The 21,922-nt window shown below is 61.1% G+C and carries 21 protein-coding genes; 13 read left to right on the top strand and 8 right to left on the bottom strand.

What is annotated here, in order from left to right; translation table 11 throughout:
• Nucleotides 1-23 precede the first annotated feature (23 nt).
• The gene (gene mtgA / locus HBJ59_RS16010; RefSeq protein ID WP_076012999.1) at nt 24-746 is read left to right on the top strand and encodes a monofunctional biosynthetic peptidoglycan transglycosylase; all 723 of its coding nucleotides are present in this window, start codon (nt 24-26) and stop codon (nt 744-746) included.
• Nucleotides 747-881: 135 nt separating this feature from the next.
• Here mtgA and rpoH read toward each other — a convergent pair whose 3' ends face one another.
• From rpoH to ftsY, 4 genes are all read right to left on the bottom strand, one after another.
• Nucleotides 882-1,736: an RNA polymerase sigma factor RpoH gene (rpoH, locus tag HBJ59_RS16005; protein WP_003176698.1), complete on the bottom strand. Its 855-nt coding sequence runs from the start codon at nt 1,734-1,736 to the stop codon at nt 882-884.
• A gap of 129 nt (nt 1,737-1,865) precedes the next feature.
• Nucleotides 1,866-2,888: a permease-like cell division protein FtsX gene (gene ftsX, locus HBJ59_RS16000; RefSeq protein WP_076013000.1), complete on the bottom strand. Its 1,023-nt coding sequence runs from the start codon at nt 2,886-2,888 to the stop codon at nt 1,866-1,868.
• Complete coding sequence (gene ftsE, locus HBJ59_RS15995; protein ID WP_017476533.1) at nt 2,885-3,556, bottom strand: cell division ATP-binding protein FtsE; 672 nt, start codon at nt 3,554-3,556, stop codon at nt 2,885-2,887. Before ftsE ends, ftsX begins: the two co-directional genes overlap by 4 nt.
• Entirely contained in the window at nt 3,553-4,962 is a 1,410-nt protein-coding gene (ftsY, locus tag HBJ59_RS15990) for a signal recognition particle-docking protein FtsY (RefSeq protein WP_167664088.1), read from the bottom strand. The genes ftsE and ftsY overlap by 4 nt, the downstream gene beginning before the upstream one ends.
• Before the next feature lie 232 nt (nt 4,963-5,194).
• Here ftsY and HBJ59_RS15985 point away from each other — a divergent pair, with 232 nt between their 5' ends.
• The 4 genes from HBJ59_RS15985 to HBJ59_RS15970 all read left to right on the top strand — a co-directional run bounded on the left by HBJ59_RS15985 (nt 5,195) and on the right by HBJ59_RS15970 (nt 9,730).
• Nucleotides 5,195-6,550, top strand: coding sequence for a pitrilysin family protein (locus HBJ59_RS15985; RefSeq protein ID WP_003213786.1), 1,356 nt, complete (start codon nt 5,195-5,197; stop codon nt 6,548-6,550).
• Nucleotides 6,543-8,033 (top strand): pitrilysin family protein, encoded by a 1,491-nt coding sequence (locus HBJ59_RS15980; protein WP_167664087.1) that lies wholly within the window; start codon nt 6,543-6,545, stop codon nt 8,031-8,033. The genes HBJ59_RS15985 and HBJ59_RS15980 overlap by 8 nt, the downstream gene beginning before the upstream one ends.
• On the top strand, nt 8,033-8,644 hold the full coding sequence (gene rsmD / locus HBJ59_RS15975) for a 16S rRNA (guanine(966)-N(2))-methyltransferase RsmD (RefSeq protein ID WP_076013004.1): 612 nt from the start codon (nt 8,033-8,035) through the stop codon (nt 8,642-8,644). The genes HBJ59_RS15980 and rsmD overlap by 1 nt, the downstream gene beginning before the upstream one ends.
• Before the next feature lie 90 nt (nt 8,645-8,734).
• Entirely contained in the window at nt 8,735-9,730 is a 996-nt protein-coding gene (locus HBJ59_RS15970; RefSeq protein ID WP_167664086.1) for a hydrolase, read from the top strand.
• Between the two features lie 120 nt (nt 9,731-9,850).
• Here the strand turns inward: HBJ59_RS15970 and HBJ59_RS15965 are convergent, their stop codons facing one another.
• Together HBJ59_RS15965 and HBJ59_RS15960 are read right to left on the bottom strand one after the other, a co-directional pair.
• Nucleotides 9,851-10,705, bottom strand: coding sequence for a sulfurtransferase (locus tag HBJ59_RS15965; protein WP_167664085.1), 855 nt, complete (start codon nt 10,703-10,705; stop codon nt 9,851-9,853).
• 39 nt (nt 10,706-10,744) lie between these two features.
• Nucleotides 10,745-11,416 (bottom strand): TetR/AcrR family transcriptional regulator, encoded by a 672-nt coding sequence (locus tag HBJ59_RS15960; protein WP_003213791.1) that lies wholly within the window; start codon nt 11,414-11,416, stop codon nt 10,745-10,747.
• Between the two features lie 147 nt (nt 11,417-11,563).
• Between HBJ59_RS15960 and HBJ59_RS15955 the strand changes: the two genes are divergently transcribed.
• The 5 genes from HBJ59_RS15955 to HBJ59_RS15935 all read left to right on the top strand — a co-directional run bounded on the left by HBJ59_RS15955 (nt 11,564) and on the right by HBJ59_RS15935 (nt 16,304).
• Nucleotides 11,564-12,991: a coniferyl aldehyde dehydrogenase gene (locus HBJ59_RS15955; RefSeq protein ID WP_167664084.1), complete on the top strand. Its 1,428-nt coding sequence runs from the start codon at nt 11,564-11,566 to the stop codon at nt 12,989-12,991.
• A 28-nt stretch (nt 12,992-13,019) separates the two neighbouring features.
• Complete coding sequence (locus HBJ59_RS15950; protein WP_167664083.1) at nt 13,020-13,565, top strand: twin-arginine translocation pathway signal protein; 546 nt, start codon at nt 13,020-13,022, stop codon at nt 13,563-13,565.
• 33 nt (nt 13,566-13,598) lie between these two features.
• Nucleotides 13,599-15,194 (top strand): GMC family oxidoreductase, encoded by a 1,596-nt coding sequence (locus tag HBJ59_RS15945; protein ID WP_167664082.1) that lies wholly within the window; start codon nt 13,599-13,601, stop codon nt 15,192-15,194.
• Between the two features lie 114 nt (nt 15,195-15,308).
• Entirely contained in the window at nt 15,309-15,788 is a 480-nt protein-coding gene (gene coaD, locus HBJ59_RS15940; RefSeq protein WP_049711086.1) for a pantetheine-phosphate adenylyltransferase, read from the top strand.
• Nucleotides 15,789-16,052: 264 nt separating this feature from the next.
• On the top strand, nt 16,053-16,304 hold the full coding sequence (locus tag HBJ59_RS15935) for a YfhL family 4Fe-4S dicluster ferredoxin (protein WP_003213796.1): 252 nt from the start codon (nt 16,053-16,055) through the stop codon (nt 16,302-16,304).
• A gap of 133 nt (nt 16,305-16,437) precedes the next feature.
• Here HBJ59_RS15935 and mutM read toward each other — a convergent pair whose 3' ends face one another.
• Both mutM and HBJ59_RS15925 read right to left on the bottom strand, forming a co-directional pair.
• Nucleotides 16,438-17,250, bottom strand: coding sequence for a bifunctional DNA-formamidopyrimidine glycosylase/DNA-(apurinic or apyrimidinic site) lyase (gene mutM / locus HBJ59_RS15930; RefSeq protein WP_076013010.1), 813 nt, complete (start codon nt 17,248-17,250; stop codon nt 16,438-16,440).
• A gap of 21 nt (nt 17,251-17,271) precedes the next feature.
• The gene (locus HBJ59_RS15925) at nt 17,272-18,084 is read right to left on the bottom strand and encodes an HDOD domain-containing protein (RefSeq protein ID WP_173860309.1); all 813 of its coding nucleotides are present in this window, start codon (nt 18,082-18,084) and stop codon (nt 17,272-17,274) included.
• Between the two features lie 298 nt (nt 18,085-18,382).
• Here HBJ59_RS15925 and HBJ59_RS15920 point away from each other — a divergent pair, with 298 nt between their 5' ends.
• The 3 genes from HBJ59_RS15920 (at nt 18,383) to HBJ59_RS15910 (ending at nt 21,673) form a co-directional block, all read left to right on the top strand.
• Complete coding sequence (locus HBJ59_RS15920) at nt 18,383-19,579, top strand: class I SAM-dependent rRNA methyltransferase (RefSeq protein ID WP_003213799.1); 1,197 nt, start codon at nt 18,383-18,385, stop codon at nt 19,577-19,579.
• A gap of 231 nt (nt 19,580-19,810) precedes the next feature.
• Nucleotides 19,811-21,007: an MFS transporter gene (locus HBJ59_RS15915; protein ID WP_167664081.1), complete on the top strand. Its 1,197-nt coding sequence runs from the start codon at nt 19,811-19,813 to the stop codon at nt 21,005-21,007.
• A 207-nt stretch (nt 21,008-21,214) separates the two neighbouring features.
• Nucleotides 21,215-21,673 (top strand): transposase, encoded by a 459-nt coding sequence (locus tag HBJ59_RS15910; RefSeq protein ID WP_167664080.1) that lies wholly within the window; start codon nt 21,215-21,217, stop codon nt 21,671-21,673.
• The last annotated feature ends 249 nt before the right edge of the window (nt 21,674-21,922 follow it).

The raw sequence follows: 21,922 nt of genomic DNA, 5'->3' as shown, positions 1-21,922 counted from the left end.
ACGGGTTCGGCCAAGCCATCTCTATGCTGCATCTTCTCTTCAAGCGTGTTCTCAAAGCCCTCAAGTGGTTTGCCATCGGCAGTGTGCTGCTGGTGCTGCTGTTCCGTTTCGTGCCGCCTCCGGGCACCGCGTTGATGGTTGAGCGCAAGGTCGAGTCCTGGGTCGACGGCGAGCCGATTGACGTACAGCGCACGTGGGTGCCGTGGGATCAGATCTCCGACGAGCTTAAAGTGGCGGTGATGGCGGGTGAAGACCAGCGCTTCCCGCAGCATTGGGGCTTTGATTTTGGCGCGATCCAGGCGGCATTGCTGCATAACGAGCGCGGCGGTTCGATTCGTGGCGCCAGTACGTTGAGCCAGCAGGTGTCGAAGAACCTGTTTTTGTGGACCGGCCGCAGCTATTTCCGCAAGGGCCTGGAAGCCTGGTTTACCGGGCTGATCGAGATTTTATGGCCCAAGCAGCGGATTCTTGAGGTGTACCTCAACAGCGTGGAGTGGGATGAAGGCGTGTTCGGCGCAGAAGCGGCGGCGCGGCATCATTTTGGGGTGAGTGCCAAGGCGCTGACCCGCCAGCAGGCCAGCTATCTGGCTGCGGTGCTGCCTAACCCGCGGGTGTGGAGTGCCAGTCATCCAACGTCGTATGTGGCGCGACGGGCGGCGTGGATTCGGCAGCAGATGAGCCAGTTGGGTGGCGACAGCTACCTGAATGAGCTGAACAACTCGCGCAAGGCGCCTTGGGCTGACTGACACCCCATAAAACAAAAGTGGGAGCGGGCTTGCTCGCGAAGGCGGTGTGCCAGTCAATATCTTAGGTGACTGATCCACCGCCTTCGCGAGCAAGCCCGCTCCCACATTTCGATCGCGCTGTCCTGGCTGCCTGTGTCAGGCGGCGATCGACAGTTTCAGCTTGTTCATCGCACTCTTCTCGAGCTGACGAATCCGCTCAGCCGACACGTTGTACTTCTGCGCCAGGTCGTGCAGCGTGGCTTTTTCTTCTGCCAGCCAGCGCTGGTAGAGGATGTCACGGCTGCGGTCGTCCAGCACTTCCAGTGCTTCATGCAGGTTGTGATTGGAATTGTCGCTCCAGTCAGCGTCTTCCAGTTGACGCGCCGGGTCGTACCGGTGGTCTTCCAGGTAGTTGGCCGGCGATTGGAAGGCGCTGTCGTCGTCCGCTTCGGCGGCCGGGTCGAAGGCCATGTCATGGCCGGTCAGGCGACTTTCCATCTCGCGCACTTCACGTGGCTCAACGCCGAGGCTTTCGGCCACGCGATGCACTTCTTCGTTGTTCAGCCACGCCAGGCGTTTCTTCTGGCTGCGCAGGTTGAAGAACAGTTTGCGCTGGGCCTTGGTGGTCGCGACTTTCACGATGCGCCAGTTGCGCAGGATGAATTCGTGAATTTCCGCCTTGATCCAGTGCACAGCAAACGACACCAGGCGCACACCCATTTCCGGGTTGAAGCGCTTTACAGCTTTCATCAGGCCAACGTTGCCTTCCTGAATCAGGTCAGCCTGGGCCAAGCCGTAGCCGGAATAACTACGGGCGATATGTACGACAAAACGCAGGTGGGCGAGCACCATCTGCCGAGCCGCCCCCAAATCCTGCTCATAGTAGAGACTCTCGGCCAGTTCACGCTCCTGCTCGGGCGTCAGCAATGGAATGCTGTTGACCGTGTGCACATAGGCCTCCAGGTTCGCACCCGGGACCAGAGCATAAGCAGGTTGCAAAGAAGTGGTCATACGAAAAAACCTCCGACTCACATAACTCGTGCAGTTCAGCACTGCGAAAATTGACCGGGAACCGTAGGACAAGTTCCCTAAACCACTGATACGGTCAATACAAACGAAACCACATTACCCTGACATTAACTACTTCGGTGCCAGCTCACGTAAATGCCGTGCGACCGCAATCCACGCACCGATATACCCCAAGAGCACTGCCCCAAGCAACAATGACAGACCGTCGGCTGCCGGCACGCCGGCCAAGGCAAAATCACTGCCGTACAAGCCGGCAAGCCCCACCACCGCGTCGTTCAGCCAATCAAGGCCAAAAGCCAGTACACCCCAGGACAAAATCCCGGCACCAAAGCCATAAAGCGCGCCCATGTACAGAAATGGACGACGCACATAGCTGTCCGTGCCGCCGACGAGTTTAATCACTTCTATCTCGGTGCGGCGGTTTTCAATATGAAGACGAATGGTATTGCCTATCACCAAAAGTAATGCAGAAACCAGCAACACCGTCAGGCCGAACACAAACCGGTCGCCCAGCTTGAGAATTGCCGCCAACCGCTCTACCCAGACTAGATCAAGTTGGGCCTGCTGAACCTTCGGCATCTCTGCGAGTTTTTGTCGCAGGGCTTCCAGGGTGGTCTTGTCCACTTCGTTCGGCGTTACCAGCACCACGCCTGGCAGCGGGTTCTGCGGCAACTCCTTGAGCGCCTCACCCAGGCCGGACTGTTGCTGGAACTCTTCCAGGGCTTGGTCACGGCTGATGTATTCAGCCTCGGCCACACCTGGAAGCTCTTTGATCTCGTCGCGCAGGGACTCGCCGTCTTTGGCGCTGGCGTCCAGGTTCAGGTACAGGGAAATCTGCGCCGCCCGCTGCCACGAGCCGCCAAGGCGCTCGACATTATTGAGCAGCAGCGACAACCCCATCGGCAGGCTCAAGGCCACGGCCATCACCAGGCAGGTAAAGAAGCTGCCGATCGGCTGTTTGCCCAGGCGCCGCAGGCTGTCTACCAGGCTGGCACGGTGACTTTCGATCCAGGCATGCACCAGGGTGCCGAAGTCCGGGCCATCGTCTTCGTCGCGTTTTTTCTTCTGAGGCTGCGGGTCGGCCGCTTTTGGCGCGACGCGCTCGGAAACCTTAGGGCTGCGTGTAGCACTCATACCCCAGCCTCCCCGTCGCCAATCAGGCGGCCGCGCTGCAGGGTCAACATGCGGTGACGCATGCGGGCGATCAACGCCAGGTCGTGACTGGCGATCAGCACGCTGGTGCCCAGGCGGTTGATGTCTTCGAACACGCCCATGATTTCTGCAGCCAGGCGCGGGTCGAGGTTACCGGTGGGTTCGTCCGCCAGCAGCAAGGCCGGGCGATGGACGATGGCGCGGGCGATGCCGACACGCTGTTGCTGGCCGGTGGACAGGTCGCCCGGATACAGGTCGGTCTTGTCGGAAAGCGCGACGCGCTCCAGTGCCGAATCCACGCGCTTGATGATTTCGGCCTTGGACAGCCCGAGAATCTGCAATGGCAAGGCGATGTTGTTGAACACCGTGCGGTCGAACAGCAACTGGTGATTCTGGAACACCACGCCGATCTGCCGGCGCAGGAATGGAATCTGTGCGTTGCTGATGGTGGCCAGGTCCTGGCCCGCCAGCAGCAGTTTGCCGGTGGTTGGACGCTCCATGGCCAGCAGCAGGCGCAGCAAGGTACTTTTACCGGCACCGGAATGGCCGGTCACAAACAAGAATTCGCCGCGACGCACCCGGAAACTCAGCTCATGCAAGCCGACATGCCCGTTGGCGTAGCGTTTACCGACCTGTTCGAAACGAATCATGAACGCTCCCGCTCGGCAAACAGTGCCTGTACAAAGGGTTCGGCTTCAAAAGTGCGCAGGTCGTCGATGCCTTCACCGACGCCGATATAACGAATCGGCAACCCGAACTGCTTGGCCAGGGCGAAGATCACGCCGCCTTTGGCCGTGCCGTCGAGCTTAGTCAATGCCAGGCCGGTCAGCTGGACCGTCTGGTGGAATTGTTTGGCCTGGCTGATAGCGTTCTGACCAGTACCGGCGTCCAGCACCAGCAACACCTCGTGGGGCGCGTCGGCGTCGAGCTTGCCGATCACGCGGCGAACTTTCTTCAACTCTTCCATCAGGTTGTCTTTGGTGTGCAGGCGACCGGCGGTATCGGCGATCAGCACATCAATGTTGCGGGCCTTGGCAGCCTGCACCGCATCGAAGATCACCGAAGCCGAATCGGCGCCGGTGTGCTGGGCGATGACCGGGATCTTGTTGCGCTCGCCCCAGACCTGCAGTTGCTCCACGGCAGCAGCACGGAAGGTGTCACCGGCGGCCAGCATGACTTTCTTGCCTTCCAGTTGCAGCTTCTTGGCCAGCTTGCCGATGGTGGTGGTCTTGCCGGCGCCGTTGACGCCGACCACCAGGATCACAAACGGCTTGTTCTGCGTATTGATCACCAGCGGTGCTTCCACCGGCTTGAGCATGGCCGCCAGCTCGGCCTGCAGCGACTTGTAAAGTGCATCGGCGTCGGTCAACTGCTTGCGCGCGACCTTCTGGGTCAGGCTCTGGATGATCACGGCGGTGGCTTCAACGCCCACGTCGGCAGTCAGCAGGCGGGTTTCGATGTCTTCCAGCAGCTCGTCATCGATGGTCTTTTTGCCGAGGAACAGGCTGGCCATGCCTTCGCCGATACTGGCGCTGGTCTTGCTCAGGCCTTGCTTGAGGCGGGCAAAGAAGCCGGTCTTGCTGGTTTCGGTGGGCGCGGCAGGTGCTTCGACTTCGATGACAGCAGGAGCGGCAACCACCACAGGAGCCGGTACTGGCTCGGCCACCACCGGCGCTGGCGCCTCGACGATGACCTGCAGCGGCTCGACAACCACAGGAATCCGCGGTGCAACATGCTCGGCCTGCACATCCTCGACCAGCGCCACCGGCTCTTCAGCCACCGGCAACTCCGGCCATGGCGTGTGCTCGGGTTCAGGCTCGGGCTCAGGCTCTACCTCGGCTACCGGCTGCAACACCGGCTCAGCCATCGGCAACACCACCGGGGCCGGGGTTTCGGCAACCGGTTCGGCTTCTACTGGGGATTCAGGGATCGGTTCTGCTTGAACCTGCGGCTGTTCGACGACGGTTTCCTGCGGCTTTTTGCGCAGCCATCCGAACAGGCCTTTTTTCTCGCCAGCCGCAGCTGGGGTCTTCTTGTCGTCGTTGGAACCAAACATGGAGACGGCTATCTCAAGGTAGCGACGCGCCAAGGGGCGCGTCGGTAAATAAAATTCGATGCGTAACAGACTGTTTTTTAGCCAGCTCGTTCATGCGCAACATTTTGTAAGGCCTAAATAGGGCCTCAACAAGACAGCCGTAGTGGCCGTCCCTAGGTCGGATCAGTATCCTAGCACCTCCTCGCCCGCCGACGCTAAGACCAAGCGGGCAGCTCAACAGGTTTAAAAACGAATGAATGCTCTAGCCCGCCGCGCCGCAGGCCTGCTGCTCAGCACAGTTTGTCTGCCCCTTTCAGCTTTGGCTGCCGACCCACAACCCACCCACGAATTCACCCTGGACAACGGCCTCAAGGTCGTCGTGCGCGAAGACCATCGCGCGCCGGTGGTGGTTTCCCAGGTCTGGTACAAGGTTGGCTCCAGCTATGAAACCCCGGGCCAGACCGGTTTGTCCCACGCCCTGGAACACATGATGTTCAAGGGCAGCGCCAAGGTTGGCCCCGGCGAAGCCTCGCTGATCCTGCGTGACCTGGGCGCCGAAGAAAACGCCTTCACCAGTGACGACTACACCGCTTACTACCAAGTGCTGGCCCGTGACCGCCTGGGCGTTGCCTTCGAGCTGGAAGCCGACCGCATGGCCAGCCTGCGCCTGCCGGCCGACGAGTTCAGCCGCGAAATCGAGGTGATCAAGGAAGAGCGCCGAATGCGCACCGACGACAACCCGATGTCCAAGGCCTACGAGCGCTTCAAGGCCATGGCCTACCCCGCCAGCGGCTACCACACGCCGACCATCGGCTGGATGGCCGACCTGGACCGCATGAAGGTTGAAGAGCTGCGCCACTGGTACCAATCCTGGTACGTGCCGAACAACGCCACCCTGGTGGTGGTGGGCGACGTGACCCCGGATGAAGTCAAGACCCTGGCCCAACGCTACTTCGGCCCGATCCCCAAGCGCGACGTGCCACCGGCGAAAATCCCGCTGGAACTGGCCGAGCCCGGCGAACGCCTGCTGACAATGCACGTACAGACCAAACTGCCGAGCGTGATCCTTGGTTTCAACGTGCCCAGCCTCGCCACCGCTGAAGACAAGCGTTCGGTCAACGCCTTGCGCCTGATCTCGGCCCTGCTGGACGGCGGCTACAGCGCGCGCATCTCGACGCAACTGGAGCGCGGCGAAGAACTGGTGTCCGGCGGTTCGTCGAGTTACGACGCCTACACCCGCGGCGACAGCCTGTTCACCCTGACCGCTACCCCGAACCTGCAGAAGAAAAAGACCGTGGCCCAGGCTGAAGCCGGCCTGTGGCGCCTGCTGGATGAACTGAAGGCCAAGCCACCGAGCGCAGAGGAATTGGAGCGTATCCGCGCCCAGGTCATCGCCGGTGTGGTTTACCAGCGCGATTCGATCACCAGCCAGGCCACCGCCATCGGCTCCCTGGAGACGGTGGGCCTGTCCTGGAAGCTCATGGACACTGAGCTTGCCGAACTGCAAAGCGTAACCGCCGAAGATATCCAGAAAGCTGCACGCACCTATTTCACCCGCGAACGTCTCAGCGTCGCCCATGTTTTGCCTGAGGAGACCGCTCATGAGTGAACGTAAAAACAACCGTCTGGTGCTGCCCGGTTTGATCGTGGTCACTTTGGCTGCCGCGTGCGCGGTGTATTTCCTGCGCCCGAGCGAATCCGTCGCCAGCCAGGCGCTGGAGCAGGCCAAGTCCGCCAACAAGCTGCAATCCCTGGCCGAGCTGGACGACAAGGCGCCGACCAACCGCAAGCTCGACGTGCAAACCTGGACCACCGCCGACGGCGCCAAGGTGCTGTTCGTCGAAGCCCATGAACTGCCGATGTTCGACATGCGCATCCTGTTCGCCGCCGGCAGCAGCCAGGATGGCGACACACCGGGCCTGGCGCTGTTGACCAACGCGATGCTCAACGAAGGCGTGCCGGGCAAGGACGTCAGCCAGATTGCCGCCGGTTTCGACGGCTTGGGTGCCGATTTCAGCAATGGCGCCTACCGCGACATGGCGCTGGTTTCCCTGCGCAGCCTGAGCGCCAGCGACAAGCGTGACGCGGCCCTTTCACTGTTTGACGACGTGATCGGCAAGCCGACCTTCCCCGCCGACTCCCTGGCGCGCATCAAGAACCAACTGCTGGCGGGCTTCGAGTACCAGAAGCAGAACCCCGGCAAACTGGCGAGCATCGAGCTGTTCAAGCAGCTCTATGGCGACCACCCTTACGCCCATCCGAGCGAAGGCAACGCCGAGAGCGTGCCGAAGGTGACCCTCGCGCAGTTGAAGGACTTCCACGCCAAGGCCTATGCCGCCGGCAACGCAGTGATTTCTGTAGTCGGCGATCTGACTCGCGCCGAAGCCGAAGCCATGACCGCCAAGGTCTCCGCTTCACTGCCCAAAGGCCCGGCGCTGGCGAAGATCGCCCAACCGGTCGAACCGAAGGCGGGCACCACGCATATCGAGTTCCCGTCCAAGCAGACAACCCTGCTGCTGGCGCAACTGGGCATCGACCGTGCCGACCCGGACTACGCCGCGCTGTCCCTGGGCAACCAGATCCTCGGCGGCGGTGGCTTCGGCACCCGCTTGATGAGCGAAGTCCGCGAGAAACGTGGCCTGACCTACGGCGTATACTCCGGCTTCTCACCGATGCAGGTGCGCGGCCCGTTCATGATCAACCTGCAAACCCGCGCCGAAATGAGCGCCGGCACGCTGCGATTGGTGCAGGACGTACTCGCCGACTACCTCAAGACCGGCCCGACACAGAAAGAACTCGACGACGCCAAGCGCGAACTGGCCGGCAGCTTCCCGCTGTCCACCGCGAGCAACGCCGATATCGTCGGGCAGCTGGGCGCCATGGGTTTCTACAACTTGCCGCTGAGCTACCTGGAAGATTTCATGAAACAATCCCAGGCGCTGACCGTTGACCAGGTCAAAGCTGCTTTGAACAAACATTTGAGTGCCGACAAGCTGGTCATCGTGACCGCCGGCCCAACGATTGCGCAAAAGCCACTACCGCCCCCCACAGATAAACCCGCCGAGCAGCCGCTCGGGGTTCCGGAGCATTAATGGCCCGTCCATCCCGTCCCAAAAAACCTGTCCACAACGTTCACAACGGTGTGGGCCAACTGCGCATCATCGGTGGAGAATGGGGCAGCCGTAAGCTGAGCTTCCCTGACGTCGTGGGCCTGCGCCCGACGCCCGACCGCGTGCGTGAAACCCTGTTCAACTGGCTCGCGCCGTATATCGCCGGGGCCAAGGTGCTGGACCCGTTCGCGGGCAGCGGCGCGTTGTTCCTTGAAAGCCTGTCCCGTGGCGCTGCCTTGGGCCAGGCGCTGGATGCCAGCAACGTGGCGGTTGCCAGCCTCAAGGAACACCTGGGCACCCTGCGTTGCACCACGGGGCAAGTGCAGACGGCTGATGCGCTGCGCTACCTGGAAACCCAGGAAGCCCGTGAGTTTGACGTGGTGTTCCTCGATCCGCCGTTCAACCAGAACCTGCTGCCGACCGTTTGCGCGTTGCTGGAAGAGCGTCAGTGGTTGGCACCGGATGCCTGGATCTACACTGAAAGCGAAACCGCACCGTCCACACTCGGCCTGCCAGGCACCTGGCGCCTGCACCGCGAGCAGAAATCCGGGCGGGTGTATTACGCGTTGTGGCAGCGCACGACACAACACTAACCCTGTGGCGAGGGAGCTTGCTCCCTCGCCACAGCAAGCTCCCTCGCCACAGGTTGCTTATCCGCTCTGCCACCTGCCGCGAGAATCATCGTGTCAAAAACGTCCGACCGCTTCACCCCCGCCTTCGGCCTCGGCAACCCGCACCTGCAAACGTTGTGGGGACCGCTGTGGCGCAAAACCACCCATATCGAACGCCAGCGCGAACGGCTGTGGCTCGCAGACGGGGACTTTCTCGACCTCGACTGGCACGGGCCCCATGACGCAACCACCCCGTTGGTGCTGGTACTGCATGGGCTGACCGGCTCGTCCAACTCGCCTTACGTAGCCGGCCTGCAAAAAGCCCTGGCGGCTCAAGGCTGGGCCAGCGTGGCACTGAACTGGCGTGGCTGTTCCGGCGAACCCAACCTGCTCGCCCGCAGCTACCATTCCGGCGCCAGTGAAGACCTGGCCGAAACCATCGCTCACTTGCGGGCCATGCGCCCGTTGGCGCCGCTGTATGCGGTGGGTTATTCGCTGGGCGGGAATGTGCTGCTCAAGCATCTGGGGGAAACTGGCGAAGCCTCCGGGCTGCAAGGCGCGGCAGCCGTGTCGGTGCCGTTTCGCCTGGATCAGTGCGCAGATCGCATCGGGCTGGGGTTTTCACGGGTTTATCAGAAGCATTTCATGCGTGAAATGGTGGCCTATATCCGTGTCAAACAAAGCCGATTTCTAAAGGATGGCCACGAGGCAGGCCTGAAAACCCTGGCCGACCTGGGCTCACTGGAGAAGATGCGCACGTTCTGGGACTTTGACGGCCGCGTCACCGCGCCGCTGCACGGGTTTCTCAGCGCCGAGGACTATTACCGCCGGGCCTCAAGCCGCTATTACCTCGGGTCGATTCGCACGCCGACCCTGATCATCCAGGCCGCCGACGATCCCTTCGTGTTCGCCCACAGCCTGCCCGAGCCCAGCGAGTTGTCGGACTGCACCGAGTTCGAACTGCTGGCCAAGGGCGGGCATGTGGGGTTTGTCGATGGCACGTTGAAACAGCCGACTTACTACCTGGAACGACGAATCCCGGAGTGGCTGCTGACACAACGCGGATAAAAATGTGGGAGCGGGCTTGCTCGCGAAGGCGGAGTGTCAGCCAATACATCTGTGCCTGACACACCGCCTTCGCGAGCAAGCCCGCTCCCACACTTTGGATCAGACCGGGTCAGGCAGACCTCAGTCGCCTGTCGCAACTTCCCGCTTTGGATCAGTGATCCACTCGCTCCACGACCCCGCGTACAACTTGCCCAACGGGTAACCCGCCAGACACAGCGCAAACAGGTTGTGGCACGCCGTCACACCCGAGCCGCAGTAAGCCACCAGGTCATCCGGCGAGCGATCTTGCAGCTTGGCGGCGAAGCGTTGCTTGAGCTGGTCCGCCGGCAGGAAACGGCCGTCGCTGCCCAGGTTTTCATTGAACGCCGCACATTGCGCACCGGGAATATGCCCGGCAACCGGATCGATCGGCTCCACTTCACCGCGAAAGCGCGGCTGGGCGCGGGCGTCGATCAGGGTCAGGCCGGGTTGGCCGAGGCGTTTTTGCAGGTGTTCGGCATCCAGTTGCAGGTGGTTGTCCGGCGAGCCGCTGAAGGTGCCGGGCTCAATCACCGGCGCATCCAGGCTCAGGGGGAAGCCCGCCGCGTGCCAGGCTTTCAGGCCGCCATCGAGGATAAACACTCCGTCGCGCTTGCCCAGCCAGGCCAGCAGCCACCAGGCGCGGGCGGCATAGGCACCGGGGCCGTCGTCATACAAAACGATATCGCTGTCGGCGCTAACGCCCCATGCCCGCAGTTGCCGGATAAACGCATCCGCCGCAGGCAGCGGATGGCGACCGGTCACGCCCTTGATTATCGGCCCGCTGAGGTGGCGCTCCAGATCGGCATACTGCGCCCCTTCGATATGCCCTTCGGCGTAGCTGCACAGGCCGTAGTCCGGGTCTTCCAGAGCAAAGCGGCAATCGAGGATCACCAGCCCGCCGGACTTCTGGCGCTCGGCCAGTTGCTGGGGGCTGATCAGTTGGGCAAGCGGCATGACTGACTCCTGTGGCTACGTTAGCGTTCGGGAAACATCCTACTTCACTTCTTCCAGCGCCTGATTCAACGGCACGTAAAACTCTTTGAACAGCGCATCCACCGCGTCCTTGGCTTTTGGGGTGATAAACCCGGCTTCCAGCACCAGCACCTGGTACACACCGCGCTTGATCGCCTCGGCGCTCAGGTGCGTGGATTTTTCATTGGTGGTGCACAGGAAGCGCACCCATGAGGTGAGGATGATCCAGGCGTTGAGGGTCAGGGCTTCGGTTTGTACCGGGTCCATGTTCAGGATGCCGGCATCGACAAAGCCCTGATAGATGGCCGCACCCTGGATCAGGCAGCGCTGGGAAAACCGTCGGTAGCCGGTGGCCAGTTCCGGGTCGCTTTCCAGCAGGTGTTCGAGGTCGCGGTGCAAGAAGCGGTAGCGCCACATGCCGGCGAGCACCGCCTGCAGGTAGAAGCGTTTGTCTTCCACGGTCACCGCGCGGCCCTGGGGCGGGCGCAGGAAACTGTCCACCAACGCTTCGTACTCGCGAAACAGCACGGCGATAATCGCCTGCTTGTTGGGGAAGTGGTAGTACAGGTTGCCCGGGGAAATTTCCATATGGGCGGCGATATGGTTGGTGCTGACACTGCGCTCGCCCTGCTGGTTGAACAGCTCCAGGCTGGTTTGCACAATGCGCTCGCTGGTCTTGACTCGTGGTGCCATGGGAAATCAACTTCTAGACCCGTGATGACGGCATCTTACGGACTATCCTTGTCCGGATAAATCGGCATGTACTTGCAATGTTATTTGACAATTTAGAGTAATGACTCTAAAAACTGAAGCATTCCAATAACAATCGGGAACTTCGCCATGTCTGCCAACGTTGCCTACCTGCAAGATTCCCAGGCGCTGGACCAGCTCCAGGTCCTGTTTGACGCTCAGCGCCAAGCCTACGCGGCCAACCCGATGCCGCCCGCCGCCCAGCGCCAGCAATGGCTCAAGGCCTTGCGCGAGCTGCTGAGCGATGAGCGCCAGGCGCTGATCAACGCCATCAGCCGTGACTTCAGCCACCGCAGCGCCGACGAAACCCTGTTCGCCGAACTGATGCCCAGCCTGCATGGCATTCACTACGCGAGCAAACACCTCAAAGGCTGGATGAAACCTTCCCGTCGCGCTGTAGGCATCGCCTTCCAGCCCGCGTCGGCCAAAGTCATCTATCAACCGCTGGGCGTGGTCGGGGTAATCGTGCCCTGGAACTACCCGCTGTACCTGGCCATCGGCCCTTTGGTGGGCGCGTTGGCGGCCGGCAACCGGGTGATGCTCAAGCTCAGCGAATCTACCCCCGCCACCGGCCAGTTGCTCAAGGCGCTGCTGGCGAAGATCTTCCCCGAAGACCTGGTGTGTGTAGTGCTCGGTGAAGCGGAAGTCGGCATGGCGTTTTCCAAGTTGCGCTTCGATCACCTGCTGTTCACCGGCGCCACCAGCATCGGCAAACACGTGATGCGCGCTGCGGCCGAGCACCTGACACCGGTCACCCTGGAACTGGGCGGCAAGTCACCGGCGATTGTTTCCGCCGACGTACCGCTCAAGGACGCCGCCGAACGCATCGCCTTCGGCAAGGCGCTGAATGCCGGGCAAACCTGCGTGGCGCCGGACTACGTGCTGGTACCGGAAGACCGTGTGGACGGTTTCGTCGAGGCCTACAGCAAAGCCGTTCGCGGGTTCTATCCGACCTTGGCCGACAACCCGGACTACACCGCGATCATCAACGAACGACAACTGGCCCGGCTCAACGGCTACGTGAAAGACGCCACCGACAAGGGCGCCACCCTGATCCCACTGTACGACCAGGGCCAGGAACGCCGCATGGCCCACAGCCTGCTGCTGAATGTCAGCGATGACATGACGGTGATGCAGGACGAAATCTTCGGCCCGGTGCTGCCGATCGTGCCGTATCGCGGCCTCGACCAGGCTTTCGCCTACATCAATCAGCGCCCTCGCCCACTGGCGCTGTATTACTTCGGCTACAACAAGGCGGAACAGAACCGCGTACTGCACGAGACCCACTCCGGCGGCGTGTGCCTGAACGACACCCTCTTGCATGTAGCCCAGGACGACATGCCCTTCGGCGGCATCGGCCCGTCGGGCATGGGCCATTACCACGGCCATGAAGGTTTCCTGACCTTCAGCAAGGCTAAGGGTGTGTTGATCAAGCAGCGCCTGAACGCGGCCAAGCTGATTTACCCGCCCTATGGCAAATCCATCCAGAAGTTGATCCAGAAGCTGTTCGTCCGCTAACAAACCCATCATCGGGATAACAATAAGAATGAACCCAAGCCTGACTGAATCACCCGCGCTGTCACGGCGCGGCTTCTTGAAACTCGGCCTGTGCGCCAGCGCCTTCCTGGCCACCGCCGGGCTTGGCGCCAGCCTCAGCGGCTGCTCCAGCAGCACCCCGGCCAGCGGCTTTGCGATGTTGCGCAGCAGTGACCTGCCGTTTTTGCGGGCGGTGATTCCGGTGCTGCTCGAAGGTGTGGCCAGCGCCGAGGTGGTGGTAGCCGGCATCGACGACACCCTGAAAAAGCTCGACTTCAGCCTGCAACACCTGTCGCCGGAGATGTTCAAGCTCACCCAGCAACTGTTCGACGTACTGGGCATGGCGGTCACCCGTGGGCCGCTGACCGGGGTGTGGGGCAGTTGGGAAAACGCCAGCAGCGAGCAGATCCGCAACTTCCTGCACCGCTGGGAAAACAGCTACTTGAACCTGCTGCGCATGGGCCAGGGCTCGTTGCTCAAGCTGGTGATCATGGCCTGGTATTTCCGCCCCGAGTCCTGGGCGCATTGCGGCTACCCCGGCCCACCGAAAATCTGATTCGCATCCCGATAAAAACAAGAGAAGACCCTGATGCCCGTACCTGATCTGTTCCGCGATGGCATGGCCCGCGGCTGGAAAACCCACAATGGCGCCGCCCTCGACCAGGACCTGACCCTGGAGGCTGACGTCGCAATCATCGGCAGCGGTGCCGGCGGCGGCACCACCGCCGAAATCCTCAGCGCCGCCGGCTACAAGGTGCTGTTGATCGAAGAAGGCCCGCTGAAAACCAGCAACGACTTCAAGCTGCTGGAAGACGAGGCCTACGCCAGCCTGTACCAGGAAGGTATCGGGCGCATGAGCAAGGACGGCGCGATCACCATTTTGCAGGGCCGAGCGGTCGGCGGCACCACGCTGATCAACTGGACCTCCAGTTTCCGCACCCCGGACCCGACCCTCGCCCACTGGGCCAGCGAGTACGCGGTCAAGGGCCACAGCAGCGCCGAGATGGCACCCTGGTTCGAAAAAATGGAACAGCGCCTCGGTATCGCCCCTTGGGCCATGCCGCCGAATGCCAACAACGACGTGATCCGCAAAGGCTGCGAAAAGCTCGGCTACAGCTGGCACGTGATCCCGCGCAATGTGCGCGGCTGTTTCAACCTGGGGTATTGCGGCATGGGTTGCCCGGTCAACGCCAAGCAATCAATGCTGGTGACGACCATTCCGTCCACCCTGGAGAAAGGCGGCGAGTTGCTGTACCTGGCCCGCGCCGAACGCCTGAAGTTCAGCGGCGACACCATCACCTGTCTCGAATGCGTGGCCATGGATCAGTATTGCGTGGCTCCCACAGGCCGCAAAATCACGGTCAAAGCCAAGCACTACGTACTGGCCGGCGGCGGCATCAACAGCCCGGCGCTGCTGCTTCGTTCCGATGCGCCCGACCCCCATTCGCGCCTGGGCAAACGGACCTTTCTGCACCTGGTGAATTTTTCTGCCGGGCTGTTCGACGAGGTGATCAACCCGTTCTACGGTGCGCCGCAGTCGATTTACTCCGATCACTTCCAATGGCAGGACGGCACCACCGGCAAAATGTCTTACAAGCTCGAAGTGCCGCCACTGCATCCCGGCCTGGCCAGCACCTTGCTCGGCGGCTATGGCACCCAGAACGCCCTGGATATGGGCCAACTGCCGAACACTCACGCGATGCTTGCCCTGTTGCGCGACGGCTTTCACCCCGACAGCCCGGGCGGCACGGTCGAATTACGCGGCGATGGCACCCCGGTGCTCGATTATCAGGTCTCGCCCTACGCCTGGGACGGCCTGCGCCGGGCCTTCCACAGCATGGCGGAGATTCAGTTCGCCGGCGGCGCCAAGTCGGTGATGCCGCTGCACGGGGATGCGCGCTACGTGAACACATTGGCCGAAGCCCGCAGCATGATTGACGGCTTGAACCTCGAATTGCATCGCACGCGGCTCGGCAGCGCGCATGTGATGGGCGGTTGCGCCATGGGTGAAGAACCGAAAAATGCGGTGGCCGACAGCCTTGGGCGCCATCACCAACTGCGTAATCTGTCGATCCACGATGGCTCGCTATTCCCTACCAGCATTGGGGCTAACCCGCAGCTATCGGTGTATGGATTGACCGCGCAACTGGCGACAGCGTTGGCCGAACGTCTGAAAACGGCCTGAAAAAACCGGGTATTCGCGGTGTCTATAGTGCTTTCTTCTGAATAAGTTGACTTGGCCGACCGGGATGGCTGCGATACCATCCGGTTCCCCAACGGACTCCGCCAGGACGACGCGATGAACCGAGTGTTGTACCCAGGTACCTTCGACCCAATCACCAAGGGCCATGGCGATCTGGTCGAACGCGCCTCGCGCTTGTTCGACCATGTGATTATCGCGGTCGCTGCCAGCCCCAAGAAAAACCCGCTGTTTCCCCTGGAACAGCGCGTGGAGCTGGCCCGTGAGGTCACCAAGCATCTGCCCAACGTTGAAGTGGTCGGCTTTGCCACCCTGCTGGCGCACTTTGCCAAGGAGCAGAACGCGAATGTGTTCCTGCGCGGCCTGCGCGCGGTGTCGGACTTCGAATACGAATTCCAGCTGGCCAACATGAACCGCCAACTGGCGCCGGACGTGGAAAGCCTGTTTCTTACGCCGTCGGAGCGTTATTCGTTCATTTCCTCGACGTTGGTGCGAGAAATCGCGGCATTGGGCGGGGATATCACCAAGTTTGTGCACCCGGCTGTGGCGGATGCGCTGACGCTGCGCTTCAAGAAGTAATTCTGGTCTTTGGGCTTATTGTGGCGAGGGGCTTGTCTGTGGCGAGGGGGCTTGTCCCCCGTTGGGCTGCGAAGCAGCCCCCAATAAAGACGCCGCGTAGTTTCAGGTAAAACCCAATCGCCTGATTCGGGGCCGCTTCGCGCCCCAACGGGGTACAAGCCCCCTCGCCACAGACAAGCCCCCTCGCCACAGGGGCGCCAATGCGGCACAATTGCGCGCATTAGTTTTCAGATGCCTTGGCTGACAGCCCTGGCAGGAGTTTCCATGTCCCTGATCATCACCGACGATTGCATCAACTGCGACGTCTGCGAACCCGAGTGCCCGAACGCTGCCATTTCCCAGGGTGAGGAGATCTACGTGATCGACCCCAACCTGTGCACCCAGTGTGTCGGCCACTACGACGAACCCCAGTGCCAGCAGGTTTGCCCGGTGGATTGCATTCCCCTGGACGAGGCTCATCCGGAGACGGAAGAGCAACTGATGGAGAAGTACCGGCTGATTACCGGCAAGGCCTAAGTCCCTTGGCGATTCGTTAGGCCCCTTCGCGAGCAAGCCCGCTCCCACATTCGACTGCATTCCAAAGGTGGAACTCGAACGAATGTGGGAGCGGGCTTGCTCGCGAAGAGGCCATCAGCAGCACCACAAATTCTCAGCTCTGACACTTCGGGCAGAACACACTTGCCCGCTGCCCCAGCGTCACACTGCGCAATTCGGTCCCACAGACCTTGCACGCCTCGCCACCACGGCCATAGACGAACAATTCCTGCTGGAAATACCCCGGCTGCCCGTCGCCGCCGATAAAGTCCCGCAGCGTGGTGCCGCCGCGCTCGATGGCCGCCGCCAGGATGCGTTTGATCTCGATCGCCAGCTTCAGATAACGCCCACGGGAAATGCCCTTGGCTTCCCGGCGCGGATCAATCCCGGCGGCAAACAGCGCTTCTGTCGCATAGATATTGCCCACGCCCACCACCACCGCGTTGTCCATGATGAACGGTTTCACCGCCATCGAGCGTCCACGGGACAGCTGGAACAGCCGCTCGCCGTCAAACAGGTCGGTCAACGGCTCAGGCCCCAGGCGAATCAGCAGTTCGTGGTTCAGCGGGTCGAGGCTCCAGAGCATTGCGCCAAAGCGTCGCGGGTCGGTGTAGCGCAGGGCCAGGCCCGACTCCAGCTCGATATCCACATGCTCATGCTTGGCCGCCGGGCTGCCGGCCTCCACCAAGCGCAGGTTGCCCGACATGCCCAAATGGCTGATCAAGGTGCCGACTTCGGCATTGATCAACAGGTACTTGGCCCGCCGTTCCACCAGCACGATCCGTTGCCCGGACAGCCGCACATCCAGGTCTTCCGGGATCGGCCAGCGCAGGCGCCGCTCACGCACCACCACACGGCTGACCCGCTGGCCTTCCAGATGCGGCGCAATTCCGCGCCGGGTGGTTTCGACTTCCGGTAACTCGGGCATGTTTACCTCTAGGAGAAAGGGTTAGTGCGCGCCCAGCTCGCGGATCGACAACTTCAAACTCTCGAAGTCGTAGTCCGACAGGCCGATATGGTCCAGCACCAGCGGGCCGATGGCGTTCCACTCATGGTCATCCACCTGGTTACCCAGCACGCGGTAGGACGCGCAAATGTGCTCGGCCATTTTCAGGATCGCCAGCAGGTTTTTCAGCTGCGGCTTGTGGTTGGACTCGTCGCTGAAAATCGCCAGGGCATTGTGGTGATTGGCGATGGCATCGGTCACATGTTCCGGCAGGCGCCAGGATTTGGCGGTGTAGTAACCCACCACGGCATGGTTGGTGTTGAACGCCTGGTTCTCGGTGTCGACCACACGGCATTCCGGGCCGGCGTTGGCGTAGGCCTCTTCCAGCACGCTCATGTAGTTCGGGAAACGCTTGAGCATCAACGGCACGCCGCAATCGTGGAACAGCCCCAATGCGTAGGCTTCATCGACCGCCTGACTGCCGGTGCGCTTGGCCAGGGCCAGGCAGGTCATGGCCACATCCTGGGCGGTGTCCCAAAAACGGTTGAGGGTGACGATGGTGTCGTCGCTCATCTCGCCCTTGATCGACTGCGCGTTGATCAGGTTGATGATGGAGCGGCTGCCCAGCAGGTTCACCGCGCGCTGGATCGAGACGATCTTGTTGCTCAGCCCGTAATACGGCGAGTTGACGATCTTCAGCAGCGAGCCGGAGAGGCCCGGGTCCTGGGCGATCAGCCGGGCGATCACTTCCAGGTCCGGATCGGGCATGTACTGCTCCATCTGCAAATCCACCATGATTTGCGGTTGAGGCGGCACGCTGATGCCTTGGAGGCTCTGTTGGATCTGTTCGGCGGATAGCTCTTGGGACATAGGGGGCACACTCTGGACTAGGCGGCGATTCTAACCTTTATAAAGACTCGGCTGACACCTCAAAAACCCGAACTGAACCGGATCAAATGTGGGAGCGGGCTTGCTCGCGAAAGCGGTGTGTCAGCCACCGAATGTGTTTACTGATCCTCCGCTTTCGCGAGCAAGCCCGCTCCCACATGTCCGGCGGCGCCGCCAAGTAGTAAACAACACGGTATACTCCCGCTCTTTTTTCCGGAGCGACGTCATGTCCCTGCCAAGCCTGCGTCTCAAAGCCAACGCCGATCGTCGTTTGCGCAACGGCCACCTGTGGGTCTACAGCAACGAAATCGATGTGGCGGCCACACCTCTTCACGGCTTCCAGGCAGGCGACCAGGCGATCCTGGAAGCAGCCGGTGGCAAGACCCTCGGCATCGTGGCCATGAGCCCGAACAACTTGATCTGCGCCCGCCTGCTGTCCCGCGACATCAAGCTGCCGCTGGACAAGTCGCTGCTGGTGCACCGCATCAACGTGGCCCTGTCCCTGCGCGATCGCTTGTTCGACAAGCCGTTCTACCGCCTGGTGTATGGCGATTCCGACCTGTTGCCTGGCCTGGTGGTTGACCGTTTCGGTGACATCCTGGTGGTGCAGATCGCTTCGGCGACCATGGAAGCCCACAAGGAAGACGTGATCGCCGCACTGACCCAAGTGCTCAAGCCGAGCGGCATCCTGTTCAAGAACGACTCCGCCGCGCGTGATGCCGAAGGCCTCAACCGATACGTCGAAACCGTATTCGGCCTGGTGCCGGAGTGGGTTGCCCTGGAAGAAAACGGCGTGAAGTTCGAAGCGCCAGTGATCCAGGGTCAGAAGACCGGCTGGTTCTACGACCACCGCATGAACCGCGCCCGCCTGGCCCCGTATGCCAAAGGCAAGCGCGTACTCGACCTGTACAGCTACATCGGCGGCTGGGGCGTGCAAGCCGCAGCCTTCGGCGCCAGCGAAGTGTTCTGCGTCGACGCTTCCGCCTTCGCCCTCGACGGCGTGGAGCGCAACGCGGCACTGAACGGCGTTGCCGAGAAGATGACCTGCATCGAAGGCGACGTGTTCGAAGCCCTCAAAGAGCTGAAAGCCAGCGAAGAGCGTTTCGACGTGATCGTGGCCGACCCGCCTGCCTTCATCAAGCGCAAGAAAGACATGAAAAACGGCGAAGGCGCCTACCGCCGCCTGAACGAGCAAGCCATGCGCCTGCTCAGCAAGGACGGCATCCTGGTCAGCGCGTCGTGCTCGATGCACTTGCCTGAAGATGACCTGCAAAACATCCTGCTGACCAGCGCCCGTCACCTGGACCGCAATATCCAGATGCTGGAACGCGGCGGCCAGGGCCCGGATCACCCGGTGCACCCGGCGATTGCCGAGACCCGGTATATCAAGAGCATTACTTGCCGGTTGTTGCCGAATAGCTAACGCCCAATTGGAACCGGATCAACTGTAGGAGCGAGCTTGCTCGCGAAAAACGAATAGATAACACGGGCTACCTGATAGCGCTGCGTTATCGTTGACGTTCTTCGCGAGCAAGCTCGCTCCTACAGCGGCAACAAACATCATCATGGGCTGGCCTCCCACAACACTTTTGATTGAATTCCCCGTTTCGCAGACTAGTATCGGTTTCTGGTTTTACTCCGGAAAATAAAAACAATGTCTGAGTCCTCTTATTCGCCACCCCATGGCGACGTAAAACGCCAACAACGCTCGCGCTTCATCCTCATCACCTGCATCTCCCTGATCAGCTTCTTCCCGATCAATATCCTGCTGCCCTCCTTTCCAGCCCTGGCCGCGAAGTTCGACACTTCAACCGCTGAAGTCGCGCTGTCTATCAGCCTGTTCACCCTGGTATTTGCGATTTCCCAGCTGATCGCCGGCCCGCTTTCAGACAAGTTCGGGCGCAAGGAAGTCCTGCTGGGCTGCATTGTGGTTTCCACCCTTGGCTCGATCGGCTGCGCACTGGCGGCCAATTACCCGAGCTTCCTGCTGTTTCGCGCCGTCCAGGCCATCGGCTGTGGTTTTTTCGTACTGGGCCATGCGCTGGTGGAGGACCTGTTTGAAGAGCAGGATCGCGCCCGCATCCGCATCTATTACATGACCCTGAGCGGATCGTTCGTTGCGCTGTCGCCGCTGCTCGGTTCCTGGCTGCAAACCACATTTGATTGGCAGGGCAGCTTCTACGGGTTTGCGGTGATGGCGCTGGGCATGTTTATCCACGCCTGGCTGATATTGCCGTCCAAGGCGGCCAGCCCTGAAAGAGCCCCTGTCTCGATCATCGCCACGCTGAAATCCATCGCCGGGAACCGGGACTTCATCCGCTATTGGTGGATCGCCGCGTTGGTATTCGCCTGTTACTTCGCCTTGATCAGCGTCACGCCGTTGATTTTCATGGATGAGTTGAAGCTGTCTGAATACCAGTACGCGGTGGTGCTGATGGTGTATGGCGTTGCCTATCTGCTGGGCGGCGTTGCAGCGACCGCCCTGCAGAAACATATCTCCCTCACGCGGCAAATCAACCTCGGGCTGGGCCTACTGGGGGTCGCCGGCGTGTTGCTGGCGCTGGTCATTCACTATGAGGCCATGACCACCGTCACCCTGCTGATCCCGATGCTGATCAGCGCCCTGGCCGTGACCCTGGTTCGCCCCGCCGCAATTTCCGCGGCCATGTTGCTGTTCTCCAGCAGCGCCGGCACCGCCGCCTCGGCCGGCAACAGCATCATGTTCATCACCGCCGCCGTCAGCAGCGCCGCGCTCGCCCAAGCCGGAGCCAACTTGCTGATGACCATCGCTATCAGCTTCATCGTGTTCAGCGTCTGGGGCGTGGTGACGAACATTAGAGTCGGACACTAACGCCCTCCCACTGTAGGAGCGAGCTTGCTCGCGAAAAACGTATAGACGACACGGGCCACCTGATAGCGCTGCGTTATCGTTGACGTTCTTCGCAAGCAAGCTCGCTCCTACAGAAAGGCATGACATATTCAGAACCAGTGTTTAAACGCCAATAGACACCGCTGCCTCCTACCGTCTCTCTTCTACCCACACGAAGAGGACGAAGGAATGTCCACCCACCAAAACGCACATCGTCTGCGTACAGGCCGCTATTCAGAATCCGGCCGCATTTACCTGCTCACCGCTGTCACCCATCAACGACAGCTAATCTTCCAGGACTGGCGTATCGGCCGCCTGCTTGTTCGCGAATTCAGAAAGGCTCAGGTTGACGGCGAGGCGACTTCACTTGCCTGGGTCGTGATGCCGGACCATTTCCATTGGCTGGTGGAATTGCACAACGGCGATTTGCCAAGGCTGATGCGAATCACCAAGTCGCGAAGTGCCCACGCCATTAACAAAGCGAGGAGTTGCCACGGGACACTTTGGCAAAAGGGCTACTTTGATCGCGCGTTGCGCCGGGAAGATGACCTGAAAGCAACAGCCCGATACATCGTCGCCAATCCATTAAGAGCAGGGCTGGTTGAGCGTATCGGCGACTATCCGCTCTGGGACGCCATGTGGCTTTAAAATACGCAACCCTGTAGGAGCGAGCTTGCTCGCGAAAAACCAACAGGCGACACGGGCCACCTGATAGCGCTGCGTTATCGTTGACGTTTTTCGCGAGCAAGCTCGCTCCTACAGGTAGACGGTGTAGAATCGGACCTATTCATCGCCAGTCATCCCCCGGCGGGTTTATGAGCTCGAGGCCCAAGCACGCGGCGATCCCGCGACGCGAGTGGCAACTTCCGGACACACGGCCATTTTCTGAGTGTTCCA

The organism is Pseudomonas sp. AN3A02 (genome assembly GCF_011765255.1).
In the GTDB taxonomy this organism is placed as follows: domain Bacteria; phylum Pseudomonadota; class Gammaproteobacteria; order Pseudomonadales; family Pseudomonadaceae; genus Aquipseudomonas.
The sequence above is the reverse complement of the archived record's forward strand: the minus strand, read 5'-3'. Positions and strand labels throughout refer to the sequence as shown.